At 36.5% G+C, this 14,305-nt stretch carries 11 protein-coding genes; 5 read left to right on the plus strand and 6 right to left on the minus strand.

Annotated elements, in window-relative coordinates; translation table 11 throughout:
* Positions 1-213 precede the first annotated feature (213 nt).
* The 3 genes from ftsY to trxA form a co-directional block, all read right to left on the minus strand.
* Positions 214-1,161, minus strand: a complete 948-nt coding sequence (gene ftsY / locus JSS34_06855; protein ID MBS0186039.1) for a signal recognition particle-docking protein FtsY — start codon at positions 1,159-1,161, stop codon at positions 214-216.
* Positions 1,151-2,506: a tRNA (N(6)-L-threonylcarbamoyladenosine(37)-C(2))-methylthiotransferase MtaB gene (gene mtaB / locus JSS34_06860; protein ID MBS0186040.1), complete on the minus strand. Its 1,356-nt coding sequence runs from the start codon at positions 2,504-2,506 to the stop codon at positions 1,151-1,153. Before mtaB ends, ftsY begins: the two co-directional genes overlap by 11 nt.
* Positions 2,507-2,577: 71 nt before the next feature.
* Complete coding sequence (trxA, locus tag JSS34_06865; protein ID MBS0186041.1) at positions 2,578-2,901, minus strand: thioredoxin; 324 nt, start codon at positions 2,899-2,901, stop codon at positions 2,578-2,580.
* Positions 2,902-3,163: 262 nt separating this feature from the next.
* On the opposite strand from trxA, the gene JSS34_06870 reads away from it, so the two are divergent.
* Entirely contained in the window at positions 3,164-3,712 is a 549-nt protein-coding gene (locus tag JSS34_06870) for a hypothetical protein (protein MBS0186042.1), read from the plus strand.
* 212 nt (positions 3,713-3,924) lie between these two features.
* On the opposite strand, the gene JSS34_06875 is transcribed toward JSS34_06870, so the two are convergent.
* Both JSS34_06875 and bcp read right to left on the minus strand, forming a co-directional pair.
* Positions 3,925-4,734: an undecaprenyl-diphosphate phosphatase gene (locus JSS34_06875; GenBank protein MBS0186043.1), complete on the minus strand. Its 810-nt coding sequence runs from the start codon at positions 4,732-4,734 to the stop codon at positions 3,925-3,927.
* Between the two features lie 2 nt (positions 4,735-4,736).
* Entirely contained in the window at positions 4,737-5,219 is a 483-nt protein-coding gene (bcp, locus tag JSS34_06880) for a thioredoxin-dependent thiol peroxidase (protein ID MBS0186044.1), read from the minus strand.
* 261 nt (positions 5,220-5,480) lie between these two features.
* On the opposite strand from bcp, the gene JSS34_06885 reads away from it, so the two are divergent.
* The 4 genes from JSS34_06885 (at position 5,481) to JSS34_06900 (ending at position 12,267) form a co-directional block, all read left to right on the plus strand.
* On the plus strand, positions 5,481-8,453 hold the full coding sequence (locus JSS34_06885) for an AsmA-like C-terminal domain-containing protein (GenBank protein ID MBS0186045.1): 2,973 nt from the start codon (positions 5,481-5,483) through the stop codon (positions 8,451-8,453).
* A 14-nt stretch (positions 8,454-8,467) separates the two neighbouring features.
* Positions 8,468-9,514 carry a glycoside hydrolase family 3 protein gene (locus tag JSS34_06890; GenBank protein MBS0186046.1) on the plus strand — a complete coding sequence of 349 codons (1,047 nt, stop codon included), beginning with the start codon at positions 8,468-8,470 and terminating at the stop codon, positions 9,512-9,514.
* Positions 9,515-9,653: 139 nt separating this feature from the next.
* Positions 9,654-11,135 carry an efflux transporter outer membrane subunit gene (locus JSS34_06895; GenBank protein ID MBS0186047.1) on the plus strand — a complete coding sequence of 494 codons (1,482 nt, stop codon included), beginning with the start codon at positions 9,654-9,656 and terminating at the stop codon, positions 11,133-11,135.
* 1 nt (position 11,136) lies between these two features.
* A complete protein-coding gene (locus JSS34_06900; GenBank protein MBS0186048.1) occupies positions 11,137-12,267 on the plus strand; it encodes an efflux RND transporter periplasmic adaptor subunit in 1,131 nt (376 codons plus the stop codon).
* Between the two features lie 232 nt (positions 12,268-12,499).
* Here JSS34_06900 and JSS34_06905 read toward each other — a convergent pair whose 3' ends face one another.
* Entirely contained in the window at positions 12,500-14,194 is a 1,695-nt protein-coding gene (locus tag JSS34_06905; GenBank protein ID MBS0186049.1) for a sel1 repeat family protein, read from the minus strand.
* Positions 14,195-14,305 lie beyond the last annotated feature (111 nt).

The raw sequence follows: 14,305 nt of genomic DNA on the forward strand, positions 1-14,305 counted from the left end.
GGCGCTATTTATATGATTGCTTCTATCGTTTGGCTCAATTGATGACACGCCCTAGTCGCTAGCAGGAAAATTTATGCACAAGTCTTGATTATTTTATAGTTAATCACAAAATAATCATGATTTATATATGATGCATCATCTTATTTTTAGATTTTCAAAAAGATTAAGATGTTTAAAAAAGAAAGGCTTTTTGCGTTTCTTCCTTATGGGATATTAGACGTTTTCTTCCTGGACCCCCATGAGGAGAGATGAAAAATCATGGGCTTCGAAAGGCCTGAGATCATTGATCTGTTCGCCGCATCCAATGGCATAAAGGGGCAGTTTAAACTTCTCTGAAAGGCCAATAACAACACCGCCTTTTGCAGTCCCATCAAGTTTCGTGAGAATGAGCCCATCGACATGGACTTTTTCTTGAAAAGCCGCAACTTGTTGATAGGCATTTTGTCCCAAGGTGGCATCGACCACAAGAAGGGTAAGGTGAGGAGCCGTTGCGTCTATTTTTTTAATGACACGGCGGATCTTTTCAAGTTCATCCATGAGGTTTGTGTTTGTATGAAGACGCCCAGCCGTGTCAAGAATAACAAGTTGCTCTTTAAGTTGTTTTGCTTGTTCCACAGCTTCAAAACAAAGAGCAGCAGCATCTGAACCTGTTTCCTTTGAGAGAACAGGAAGCTTGAGCCGATCTCCCCATATTTTGAGTTGTTCTACAGCTGCCGCTCTAAAAGTATCTCCAGCGACCAATAAGGCTTGAGTCCCTTTTTCTTGCCAATAATGTGCAAGTTTTGCAATTGTCGTGGTTTTTCCACTTCCATTAACGCCGACAACAAGTATGATAAAAGGAGTGTGATTTTTAATCTCCGGAAGAGACCTAACATAAGGCTCGAGAAGTTCTGTAATATTTTTGGCAAGAATTTCACGAACTTCTTTTTCAGAGATTTCTTGATGAAGACGTTCTTTTCGAAGTTTATCAATGAGGGTTTGGGTAACATTAAGTCCAACATCTGCTGAGATAAGAAGATCTTCAAGCGCGCCCAACATCTCTTCATCAAGCTTTTTATGGGTAAAAATTTGCGTAATGCCGGATGTCAAAGAAGAAGATGTTTTATGAAGCCCTTCTTTAAGGCGTTTAAACCATCCTTTGCTTGGAGTGTCAGAAGGCATGAGCCGTCTCCTTAGACGTGGAAGTTAATGAAGATAATAAAGATGGAAAATTTGGAAAGAGGGGGGGAGATATAATTTCTCCTCGGATCCTTAAAGGGGAAGATAAAACATCTTTAAGTGTGGCTTTTACAATAGATCCAAAAGGAGCGCTTCCAAGAGGAATTTCAACAGAAGCATATCCTTCTGTGCGGCCGCGATCAGAGGATTCAACAAGAATGTCTAAGGTTTTGCCATGAAGTTCAGAAAGATACCGTTCATGTTGACGTGCGCCGAGCTCTCTTAAGCGTCTTGCACGCTCTTTGATAATAGAACGTTCAACTTGTGGCATTCGAGCTGCCGGGGTTCCTGGCCGGGGAGAGTATGGAAAAACATGAAGATAAGTAAGATTTATCTCTTCCACGAGACGAAGTGTGTTGTTAAACATATCTTCCGTTTCCGTCGGGAACCCTGCAATAAAATCAGCCCCAAAGACAACGTTTGGGCGCAGATTTTTAAGACGCAAACATGTTTTATAAATATCTTCCCGAATGTGACGTCTTTTCATACGTTTTAAGATTAAGGTATCGCCAGCTTGAATGCTCAAATGGATGTGGGGCATAAGACGTGGCTCTGTTTCGAATAAGCGATATAAATCTTCATCAATTTCAACAGGATCAAGAGACGAAAGTCTTAAGCGTGGAAGCGTGGGAAGAAGGTTAAAAAGACGCTTGAGGGCTTGTCCTAATGTTGGACGTCCGGGCAGGTCTTGACCATAACTGGTTATATCAACACCTGTTAAAACAATTTCTTGATATCCTTTTTCAAGAAGATGTTTAATTTGATGGACTATTTCGCCAAGAGGAACACTTCGGCTATTTCCGCGTCCAAAGGGAATTGTACAGAATGTGCATCGATGGTCACATCCATTTTGAACTTCAACGAAAGCGCGTGCAAGACCTTTATAGGTTGAAACAAGAGGTGTATGGGGAATTTTTGAGTCAAAAACATTTCCGACTTGAATCTTTTGAACGGTGTGTGTTTCATGATTCTCGCTATATTCTTGAAAAATGGAAGGGTTTAGCTTTTCAAGATTTCCAAGAACAAGGTTTACATTCGAAAAGTTAGAAAAGGTCGTTGGATTTATTTGGGCGGCACAGCCTGTCACAATAACAGAGGTTGAGGGGTTTTCTCGACCTAATTTACGAATGAGTTGTAAAGACTGCCGTTCGGCTTCCTTTGTGACAGAACACGTATTAATAATAACCGTATTTGTAAGGTTGGCACTCTCAGCATGTTTTCGAATAACTTCCGATTCGTATGCGTTTAATCTGCAACCAAAGGTAACAACCTCGAGAGAACGTGACATTCAAAAAGAAAACTTTCTAAAAAAAAGACTTAAGATCAGGCTTCGAAATAAAACTTAAATAAAATTTCTTATTAAAGAACGTCTTGCACCCATTCGAGAAGCTTAGCTTTTGAGACGCCTCCAATTTTTGTAGAAAGGGCTTTTCCGCCTTTAAAAAGAATAAGAGTTGGAATGCTTGAAACACCATATTGAGAAGGTGTTGATGCGTTTTCATCAACATTCATTTTAAAAATCTTAATTTTTCCCTGAAGTTCATCAGAAAGTTCATCTAAAATAGGAGCAATCATGCGACAAGGTCCACACCAAGGTGCCCAAAAATCAACAACAACAGGAAGATCTGATTTTAAAACATCTGTTGCAAAAGATGCATCTGTGATGGTTTGAGCATTTGACATGGAGGTCCTCTTTATCTTTAATGGAATGAAATCATATAAAACATCCTACTCAAGAACCCATTCTTCGTCAACAAAATCCGTTTGTAAAAAATTTCAGCTTGCTTATATTTCTTTGATTTAAAGAGGACCAAACGAGAATTTACTTTAAAAGAGATTTCTTGTATAAATTGAGATGACACGATGAGTACTTTTATCATGAAGGATTTGAAAGCTTTATGTAAAAAGTAAAAAAATAATAACACTAACATAAAAGGAAATTATAATGTCTAAAAAATATGTTGTTTGTTTAATCAGTTTTCTTTCTTTAAATGCTTCACTTTCTGTCTCTCTAATAGCAGCTCTTCCGGCAGAAGTAGAGAAAGTAAAAGACATCCATTTTCGTGAAAATATGCATAAAGATTCAGAATTTGATAACCTTTATAAAGATATAACGGCCTCTGGAGAAGATTTAGATGTAATCATAGATAAAATCAATCACGGAGACTATGGAAAAGTGATGCTTTTAACAAATTGTGGACGACATCTTGCGGGCGGAAATCCAGAAACACGTGGAAAGTATATTGCTGAGGCAAAAGATGCTAAGGGTTATCCTGTTTTTGGTGATATCCTATCTGCAGCAAATGCCCCCTATAACCAAGATCATTTTGTGAATGGGATAAGTATGGATAAAGTTTCTGGTCAAAGAGCTTATTTAATAAGATCTCGGTCTGTAGGAGAGCAAGGTCTAATTCTCGCAAAAACTTATGCTCAACCCCTTAGAGATGAAGAAATTGTTTCAAATGCTGACACTGTGGTTGGTTCAATGTGGTAAAGAATTTAAATCTTCTCAAGATATAAAAAGTCTCTTAAGGACACATAACCTAAAAGCCCATTTTTAAAATGGGCTTTTAGGTTTAAAAGAATTTTTTGAAGATCATCGTGTACAAGATATTGTCTCACAAAATATGAAAGCTTTTTATCAACAGCATTTTCCTGAAATAAAAAGATAAAAGAAGAGAAAATTTGGAAAATATTTTTCAGAACTTAATGACTTAAAGCTTGCCAAATCAAAAGTCCGATTCCTAAGAGAATGCGATACCCCATAAACGGGGCATAAGAATGGTGTTTAAGCCATTTCATAAGAAAAGAGATGGCGAAAAGGCCAGAGGCAAAAGAAATAAGAATACCCCAAAAAAGCGTTTGCGTAAAAGGTTCTGTCCCATGATGTTTAAAGGCATCACTCGTTGTCAAAACAAGAGCGCCTGTCACAACAGGAATGGACATCAAAAACGAGAAACGGGTGGCTTCTATTCGTGAAAACCCCAGAAACCGTCCGCCGCTTATGGTTGTTCCTGACCTGCTGGCTCCAGGGAGAAAAGAAAAGAGTTGAGCGCATCCAATGAGAATAGCTTCCCACCAAAGCATTTCTTTAAGGGTTTTTGTGGCTGGGCAAAGACGATCGATACTATAAAGGAGAATACCAAAAATAATACTTGTCCAAGCAATAATCGTGAGGCTTCGAAGTCCATCTCCAAAGAGAGAATGGAGAATGTATCCAACGCCAATTGCTGGAAGAGTTGCAATAATAAGATAAAAAATAAGCCTTCCTTCTTGTGTTATTTTTCCTTGAAAAAATGGAAAAAAACCATCTAAGAGAAGCTTCCAGAGGTCTTTATAAAAATAAATAAGTACAGCAAGCAAGGTTCCAAGATGAATCGCAACATCGAGAAATCGTCCGTGCTCTTCCCATCCTAAAAGAGAAGGAATGAAAATAAGATGGGCTTGAGAACTGATGGGTAGAAATTCTGTTAACCCTTGAATGAGAGAAAGAATCAAAAGAGCATAAAAAGGCATGATTATCCTCTCTGAGAAGGCGAAAGAGCTTCTTGAAGAACTTTTTGAACATGCCCTAAGACTTTTACTTTGCGCCAAATTTTTTGAATTTTTCCAGTTTCATCAATGAGAAATGTCGCGCGCTCGAGACCAAAGTATTTTTTTCCAAACATACTTTTTTCAACCCATGTTCCATAGGCTTTCGAAATTTCTCCATTCTCATCTGAAAGTAGTGTAAAGGGAAGAGAAAAAAGAGATTTAAAGATATGATGAGATTTATGAGAATCACGTGAAATTCCGAGAACGACGACATCTGATTTTTGAAAATCTTTCCAATGATCCCGAAAATCACAGGCTTCTTTTGTGCAGCCAGGTGTGTTGTCTTTTGGATAGAAATAAAGAATGACTTTCTTTCCTTTAAGGGAAGAAAGTGCAAATGGGCTTCCATCAGGAAGGCTGCTTTCAAAGAGAGGGGCAGGATCACCTTCTTTTAAAATTATTGACATAAAATTTCCTTCTTATTTATGAATGAATGTTTTTTTATCTAACGCTCTCTTTTTAAAATCTTCAAGAGAATTTTTAAAAATGAAGGAATAAGAAAGTAATTTTAGGAAAAAACAAAGAAAAATGAAATCTTTTCTTGCAGATCTTACTAAAGTATTTCAAAATCATGTGAAATGAGAGGTCTTAAGAGATGAAAAGATCAAGAAGGATATATTTAGTCATCCCTTATCATCATGGATTTATCGCGTTTTTAAAGGATATCAATGGTGTTTTCACGTGGGTTTCTTCGTGTTGTTTCTAAACTCTTTTTTAAAACTGTAAAGCTTTTTTTGATCCTCCTTGGCATCAGTTTGGTAGGGATACTTTTTTTAAGCTTACGTTTAGCGTTAGGTCCCATTGACATAACTTTTTTAAAAACATTCGTGAACATAAGCACGTTTCAAAAACCTCTTATTACAGATGTTAATCGGATTTTTCTTAAATATAACGGTGCCTCTGACCCCTTAACGCTTCTTATGGAAGAAGTTACTTTTTTTAAAGATCATACGCCTCTTTTAAAGATTCCGAAAATAACCATTCATGCGGATTATGGCGCTCTCTTAAAAGGCGATTTAAAGCTTAGATCGGTAAGTTTTTTGGAGCCTGAATTTAGTGTGTCATTGGAGAGCGAAAAAGCTATTCAGATTAAGGACGTAAAAGAAAATCCAGATGCTTTTTTAATCTTGGGATTGTTAACTAATTTTGTGAAGGAACAAAATATCGCTCCTGAAGGAGAAGCTCTAAAATTTCAAAAAGTAATTCAAAATCTTGAAGAGATATCTATTGAAAATGGAAAACTACATCTTACTCAAAAAGAGGAAGGCGCGACATTAGAGACGACACTGAATATGTTTTTAACACGTCAAAATGGACAGGATTTTTCTTTAAAATTTAGGATAGAATTAAATAATGCTAAAATATGCCTTCCCAAGCTGGATAAGAGAACTTTCTTCATTCCAAATTTAAGCATTTTAGGAACATCGAAACAAAATGGGCACGTTCTAGAATTTTCTATTCCAACATTTAATTGGCAGGGAATTGATGTAAAAGGCCACGGAAAAGGTCAAATTCTTCCGAATGGAAAAATAGAAATTGAGAGTAATTTTGAAGTTGAGCCGCTTCCTCTCAGCCAATTTTCTGCCGTATGGCCTGAAAATCTAGCGGAATCAACGCGAAGCTGGATATTACAGAATCTGTCTAAAGGAGACATTGATCATATTATTGTCCATTTGAAGGCAGAGACGTCTTCCTTTTATGAAAAAGAAAGGAATTTCTTTTGTAAAGTTACAAAAGTAGAGGGTGGATTTAATATTAATAAAATTGATGTTCAATATATAGAAGGGCTTCCAGCTGCGACAGATGTTTCTGGCATTGTAAAGTTTAATAACGATGATTTTAATATTGAGATTCTTAAAGGCGAAGTTGAAGGAATTCAGGTCACGAAAGGAAGGATTTATTTTTATGATTTGTCTCAAGACGATGAATTGGCTGAGATAAACCTTACATTGAAAGGAAAATTACAAAGAATTTTAGAAGTTATTGATAAAAAACCCCTTCAATATCCAACACAACTTGGGATCCTACCAAGAGATTTTCAAGGTATGGCAACTGTAAATCTTCTTTTAAAGTTTCCTCTTTTGCGCCATCTAACGCTTGATGAAATTGATGTATCGACAAAGTCATTTTTGGAGAAAGTTTCTTATACACATTTATTTGAACAAAGGAAAAATGGAACCAGCCTTAAAAGAAGTCTTAAAATAGAAAATGGTTTTTTTAACTTGGACGTGGATAAGTTAAATTTAATTTTAAATGGGTACGGAGATCTTAAAAAAATTAAGACGCATATTTTATGGAATGAATATTTTAAGAATCAGCAGCAGGGCCTTTCTCGTAAATTATCTTTAAAAGGCGACTATCCTCTTTCCTTTTTTGAAGAATTTGGGATTTTTTTGAACAAGTATATGCGAGGCACCCTTGGCCTTGATTTTTCAATGACGGAAAAAAAGGGAGGAGCGTCAGAAATAGATGTAAAAGCAGATCTTAAAAATATAGATATAAAAGTACCAGAGCTTAATATTCATAAAAAAATAAAGGAACCTGGCATTCTTTCTTTTACTGGAAAACTACCTTCTGCTCATAAGAAAGATGAAAAACGCCCTTGCGTTTTTTCAAATATTTATTTGCAAGGCCCAAGGCTTCTTATAGAAGGAAATGCAATTCTTAACCTTCAGACACAAGAGGTCATCAAGATTGATCTTTCCACTGTTAAAACACCGCGTAATAATTTCATGATTTTAATGGACAAATCATTTCAAAATTTATATCACGTTAAAATTAGAGGGCAGGAGATGGATATGTCTTGGATTTTTAAAGATCAAGATCGTCCTTCTCAAACGGATGTTGCCTCTGAAGCGACTGAATCGAAAGACACTTTTCTTGATTTGAGTCTTGATCTTATTCTTGATCGCCTTTGGTTGAATCGAGATGAATTCGTAAAATCTCTCTCTTTTGATCTTAAAAGAATTAATAATCGTATAGAGAAAGCGATTTCAAAAGGAAAACTCAAGGAGGGAAGTTTTTTTGATTTTGCTTATGAACATGTAAAAGGCTCACCTGGACATTCTCTTCATCTTCAAACGTCAAATGCGGGTGAATTTTTGCGTGCGATTGATTTTTATGATCATATAGAGGGAGGCAAACTTCATATTACTGCAAAAAAATCTTCTCCGCATGTGGATTCTTTTTTAGAAGGGAAAGCTCTTTTAGAGGACTTTAGGATTCTTAAAACACCTGTTGTTGCAAAAGTTCTATCCTTGGCTTCACTCGAGTGGATGTCAGATGCTTTAAATCAAAAGAAAGGAATGTTGTTCCGGAATGCTTCTTTAGATTTTAAAATTAATGATCATAAATTAGAAATACTTCATGGTCTTGCAGAAAATAGCTCAACAGGCGTCACTTTAAAAGGGGAAATGGACAGGATTAAAAAAACGCTTAATTTTCATGGAACAATAATTCCAGCCTACATGTTTAATTCTTTAATTGGTAAAATCCCCTTTATTGGAGATATACTATCAGGCGGATCGGGGAAAGGATTTTTAGCAATTTCCTATGAGGTTAAAGGAATTGCAGATCATCCAGAAGTTCATGTGAATCCTTTTAGCATTCTAACGCCGGGATTCATAAGAGAGCTTTTTTAAAAAGGAATATGTAAGTGACAGATTTAGACCTTAAAAATCATCTTGGACAACTTTTGAATGTTGGGTTTTGGGGCACAACACCCGATGATCCTTGGATCAAGATTTTATCACGTCAGATTGAAGAAGGAAAAATTGGGGGGCTTATTTTCTTTGGACATAATATTCAATCTCCATCCCAAGTTTTAGCCTTAACATCCTATTTTAAATCTTTAAAAGCACCTTATCCTCTTTTGATGAGTATTGATGAAGAAGGAGGTCGAGTTGAAAGATTATCCTCTCAAAAAGGATTCTCAGATTTTTTTGGGGCCGAACAGGTTGCAGAAAAATTTACACATGAAGAGGCAACAGGTTATTATAGTGCGCTTGCACAAAAACTGAAACAATTTGGATTTAACTTAAATTTTGCGCCTGTCGTTGATTTAAACCCCGAGGTCGGATTAAAATGTCCAGTCATTGGATCTTTAGGAAGAAGTTATGGATCGCAAGCCCATATGGTTATTGCATATGCCCGGTCTTTCTTAAAATCGCATGCTCGTCTTAATGTCTTAACATGTTTAAAACATTTTCCAGGCCATGGTCGCGTTCAAGAAGATACGCATCAAGGATTTGCAGATGCAACAGAAACTTGGAAAGAAGAGGACCTTATTCCTTTTAAAACACTTTTAGGAGAAGCTCCTTGTATTATGACGTCTCATTTGTCGCATCAACAGTGGGAAAAGAAGTTGCCTCTTACATTTTCAAAAGATCTGATAACAGGCCTATTGCGCGAAAAGTTAGGGTTTTCAGGAGTGATCACAACAGATGATTTGCATATGGGGGCTATCCAAAACATTATGAAAACGGAAGAAGCGGCTTTAAAAGCACTTCTTGCAGGACATGATCTCCTTACAATTTCAAATAATCCAAATGCCTGTAAGTCTGTGCCAGGATTTGCACCCTCTCCTATGCATATTGAAAAAATTTTAAAAATACTTACAGAAGCTTTTGAAGATAAAATTTTATCAGCTTCTTTCCTCAGAGATGCTATAGAGCGTATTCTTAAGCTAAAAACAGGCTTTTGAATTTTTTTATTAAATTTTAATTTGTGGTAGGAATGCCTTTAAAATTAAAATTTTAAAGTTAAGGCATTAAACACCTTGAAGAGTGTGAGGGCTTTTTGATACCCTAAATAAATAAAAAAATAAAAGGTATAAACAGGGTATGAATTATTTTTGGACCTATGTCTTTCTAATTTTTGGCTCATTCTTAATAACAGCTTGCACGGTTGGACCAGATTATAAGCGTCCAGCCCCCCCCCATACCCAAACGTATGTCAAAGATTTTCCTGACGTAACCCCGAAGGCTCAAAAAAAAGGGCAAGAGGAACAGCATTTTAATTTTGGAGAAAAGTTACAGCATGATTGGTGGACCTTATTTAAGTCCAAGCCTCTTAACAAGCTCATTGAGAAAGCCCTCGCACATAGTCCCACATTAGAAGCAGCTGAAGGTGCGCTTAAACAAGCGCAAGAAAATGTTGCTATTTTTTCTGGAAATAATTTCTACCCATCTGTTGATTTAAACCTTGGTGTAGAAAGACAAAAGGTTACTGCGGCGTCTTCGGGAACAACGGGGTCGCCCACAACCTATAATCTTTGGAATCCCTCTTTGAATATGTCTTATACCTTTGATCTTTTTGGCGGGCAACAACGTGGAATGGAAGCCCTTCTTGCAGACGTTGATTATCAGCAATATTTATGGGAGGCCGCTCATTTAACATTGGTGTCAACCCTTATCACGACGCTTATTCAAGAGGCATCTCTTCGGGAACAAATAAATGTCATCCAAAAAATGATCGATGTTCAGATGAAAATTCTTGAAATTATGAAAGCGCAATTGAAAATGGGGGGGGCTGCAGAAGTAGATATTTTAACACAAGAAACTCTTTTAGCGCAAACACAAGCACTTTTACCTACTCTTGAAAAACAACTTTATTATACATCCCATGCGATATCTGTACTCGTTGGAGAGTTCCCTGAAGAAATTCAAAGAATGCCTTTTACGTTTAAAGATCTTCATCTGCCTCGGAACCTACCGATTCAGCTTCCCGCATCGCTTGTTCGAAAACGACCTGATATAAAAGCTTCTGAAGCTCTTTTAAAAGCTTCCAATGCGAATATTGGCGTTGCACAAGCAAACTTTTTTCCAACTTTAACGTTAACTGGAAGTGTGGGCACTATGGCTCTTTCGACGCATGATATGATGGCAAATAGTGCAACTGTTTGGAGTCTGGGAAGCTCACTTTTACTTCCTTTATTTAAAGGAGGGGCTTTAACTGCTGAGAAAAGAGCCATGGAAGCGGCATATGATCAAGCTTTTGCGAATTATCGCCAAACAGTTTTAACAGCTTTTCAAGAGGTTGCGGATGCTTTGAGAAGTATTGTTCAAGACGCAAAAAATTTTCAACTTCAAAATTCTGCTCAAGAAAAAGCTTTAAAAACATTCCTCATTTCTGAGCGTCAATTCAAAGTTGGAGGTGTTCCTTATCTTTCTGTTTTAAATGCAGAAATTCAATACTTACAAACTCTTTTGAATACAATTAACGCCTCTGCTTTACGTTTTACAGATACAGTGGCTTTGTTTCAAGCTTTAGGAGGCGGATGGGAAGAGAAATTGACACAGGAAAATCAAACAATGGGATATTAACATGATAAAGCGTATGATCATTATGTTGCTTTTAGTAGGAGTGGTATTTGGGGGTATTTTTGCCTTCCAACTCTATAAAGCTGCGCAAATTAAAGACTACATGAAGAAAAATGCAGAACAACTGATAACAGTTTCGGCAGAGAAAGTAAGGTTTGAATCTTGGCAACCTCAAATTAAAGCAACAGGGACGCTTCTTGCTGTGAATGGAAGCAATATTGTTCCTGAGGTTCCTGGTATCGTTGAAAAGATTTATTTCAATTCAGGAGATAGTGTGAATAAATCAGATCCCCTTCTTGATTTGAACGCAGATACTGAAAAAGCCCAACTTGAGTCCTTAAAAGCGCAAGTGGAAATGGCAAAAATTACATATAAAAGGGACCAAGAACAGCTTAAAGCTCAAGCCATAAGCCAAGCAAAAGTTGATGAAGATCTCTACGACTTAAAAGATAAAGAAGCTCAACAAAAAGAAATAGAAGTGCTTATTGAAAAGAAGCATATCAAAGCTCCTTTTAAGGGAAGGCTTGGGATTTGTAATTTAAATCCTGGAAATTATTTAAATACAGGAGATGTCATCGTAACCCTTCAAGACACTTCGGCTCTCTTGATAGATTTTTCACTTCCTCAGCAGATGCTGCCCATGATTAAAGTTGGAAAGAAGATTCAACTGCACTTTGATATGTATCCTCAAAAAGTTTTTTCTGGAAAAATCACGTCCATAAACCCCATTATTGATGCTGATACGCGCAATTTTTTAATTGAAGCTAATGTCGAAAACCCAAATGGAGACCTTCTCCCTGGTATGTTTGGCGTTATTGATTTGTACACATCAGAGCCTCAAAAATTTTTAACATTACCACAAACAGCCTTAACGTTTAATCCTTATGGAACTTACGTATATGTTATTGAAAAAACAAATCAAGATAATAAGGAAAATCCGTCTTTAAGAGCAGTCCAAAGATTTGTAACCACAGGGGATAAAAGAGGTGATCAGGTTGCAATTCTAAAAGGTCTCAAAGAGGGAGAATTGGTTGTAACAAGCGGCCAAATGAAGCTTAAGAATAAAGCAGCCGTTGAGATTGATAATACTGTTGTCCCGAGTAACAATCCAAATGTTCATATCCAAGATATGTAATATAAAGTTAGGTCAACGGACGTCCTCATGCCTCATTGTGCCATGCAGTGAATAATATCCAATAGGTATGCAGCAAGATAGATCTCTATTATTCGATGGGTTCCTAATCCTCGTTTGTCATAATAAAGCATTACAAAAGAACAAATCCTTTTAGAAGCTTAGGAGCGACAGGTTATTGTGTCGTAAATAAGAAAGGAAAAAGATTTTAAGGAATTAAATTTTTTGAATACCTTCATTCTTCGGATAAAAAGAGTATACCGTATTGCTCAAAATCTTTTAAAGTTACTGCTAATTGCTCAAACTCAGGAACAGACATTATCGATATTCTTAATAATGCTGCTGGGTCTCTTTCTTTTAATGCTCTAAGAAGATATTGATTTGCAAGCTCAATTTGCAATGAATTATCTTCTTGACGACATAGTTCCGAAAACAAAAAATAATACTGTCTATTCTCACTTAAAAAGTTCTCTATGTAGTCTCTTTGAGAAGGCGAACCTTTCTGATGATGGATAAGAAGGAGATTCGATAAAAGTTTAGATGTCTCTTCTGTATAATATTCAAAAGGAAGCTCTTGTAAAATTTCTATAGCCTCCGCATAAAATTTTTCTGTCAAGGAAAGCTCCGGGGTATCTGCTGCTTCAGCTAAAGAAGATTGAGGATGCGCATTAATTTCTTGAAGTTCTTCAAGAGCACTTTGAAGAGCTTCAGAAAGATCTATGTTTTCAGCTTTTGATTTGGTCCCTAAGACTGCTGTAGCTGTGCTGTTTCTGGATTCGGATGTATCCAAAGAATGCGCTGTTCTAATTTTCTCAAATTGATCTCGAATCTTCCGAAGAGCGGCTGGAATATTTTCTTCTCCAGAATAATGTGTCTCATAAAGTTCTTGAAGTGTTTCTCTCATTTGTTCAGCAGCATTTTTATCGCCTCTACCATTATTAAAACTATGCCTAAAATACTTTAATGCTTTTTCTAAATTACGTTTTCCTTTTTTTTGTCTCAGAATATTTCCGCAATTAAATTGTGCAACAGGATATCCATCTTCTCCGTTTGCGGCTTCACTATAAAGCCTAAAAGCTTCTTTAAGATCTTGAGGAAACCCATGGGATCCTTGCTCAAAATAATATCCTATTGTGCATAAAGCAGGCTTATGACCATGTGCCGCAAACCAATGAACCATTCTATCTCCTTCTTCTTCTGAAGATAAGAACCCTCCTTCTAAATAAGGAAAGAGGGCATCTCCATTTCCATGAAATAAAGCCATCTTAAGATAGTTTTTAGCCATAGCTTTATTATGAGGACGAACGAATTGATATATTCTCCAATAGATATTAGACTCATTTCCATCTTGCTGAAGCTCTCTTAATAAAGATAAGAAAGCATCCCCTTGGTTTCCAACCATTTTGTTTAAATTGCTTTTAGAGATCTGGTGGGCAATTCTATACTCTCCCTGAAAAAGGGCGTTATCAAAACTTTTATCTTTCGACGCAGCATTCATTTCAGCAGCTACACACCAAGCATTCGCATTCATTCTATCGTTTGTCATTAAAAGCTTTATTTTTTTTCTTGCGTTATTTGCATCTTTTGGAATAGTTAAAGAAGTTCCTCGATACATTAAAAGCATAACAGAAGCTTTTACCCATTCTTCTGCTGGCGCTACATAGGCGCGTTCCTTTGCAGACATGGCTCCAAAAGGCTTTTTCGATTTAAATCGCAATTCTCGTGGTGTTTGAAGGAGATTTTCTGCTTCCTCAATATAAGCCTGAGCAAGCACATTTCCTTTTCTTGCAAGAGGACAAAGAGTTGATTTTGCACCTTCAAAATTTCCTTCCTCAAACATAGTCATACCTTGTCGAAATGTATTCATTCCATAACAAAGTGTAAATGGCATAAAAAATAAGAAAGCAAAAATATATTTTTTTAGAGACATGTTTTTATTCTTATATTAAAGAGCATTGTTGTAAATATAAAATAAAATGAAAACCGTTAGGGCGTGTCATCAATTAAATTGACAAAGAAGGAGAGAGAAGAGATATTGAGG

The sequence above is a fragment of the Pseudomonadota bacterium genome (assembly GCA_018242545.1).
GTDB lineage: Bacteria > Pseudomonadota > Alphaproteobacteria > 16-39-46 > 16-39-46 > 16-39-46.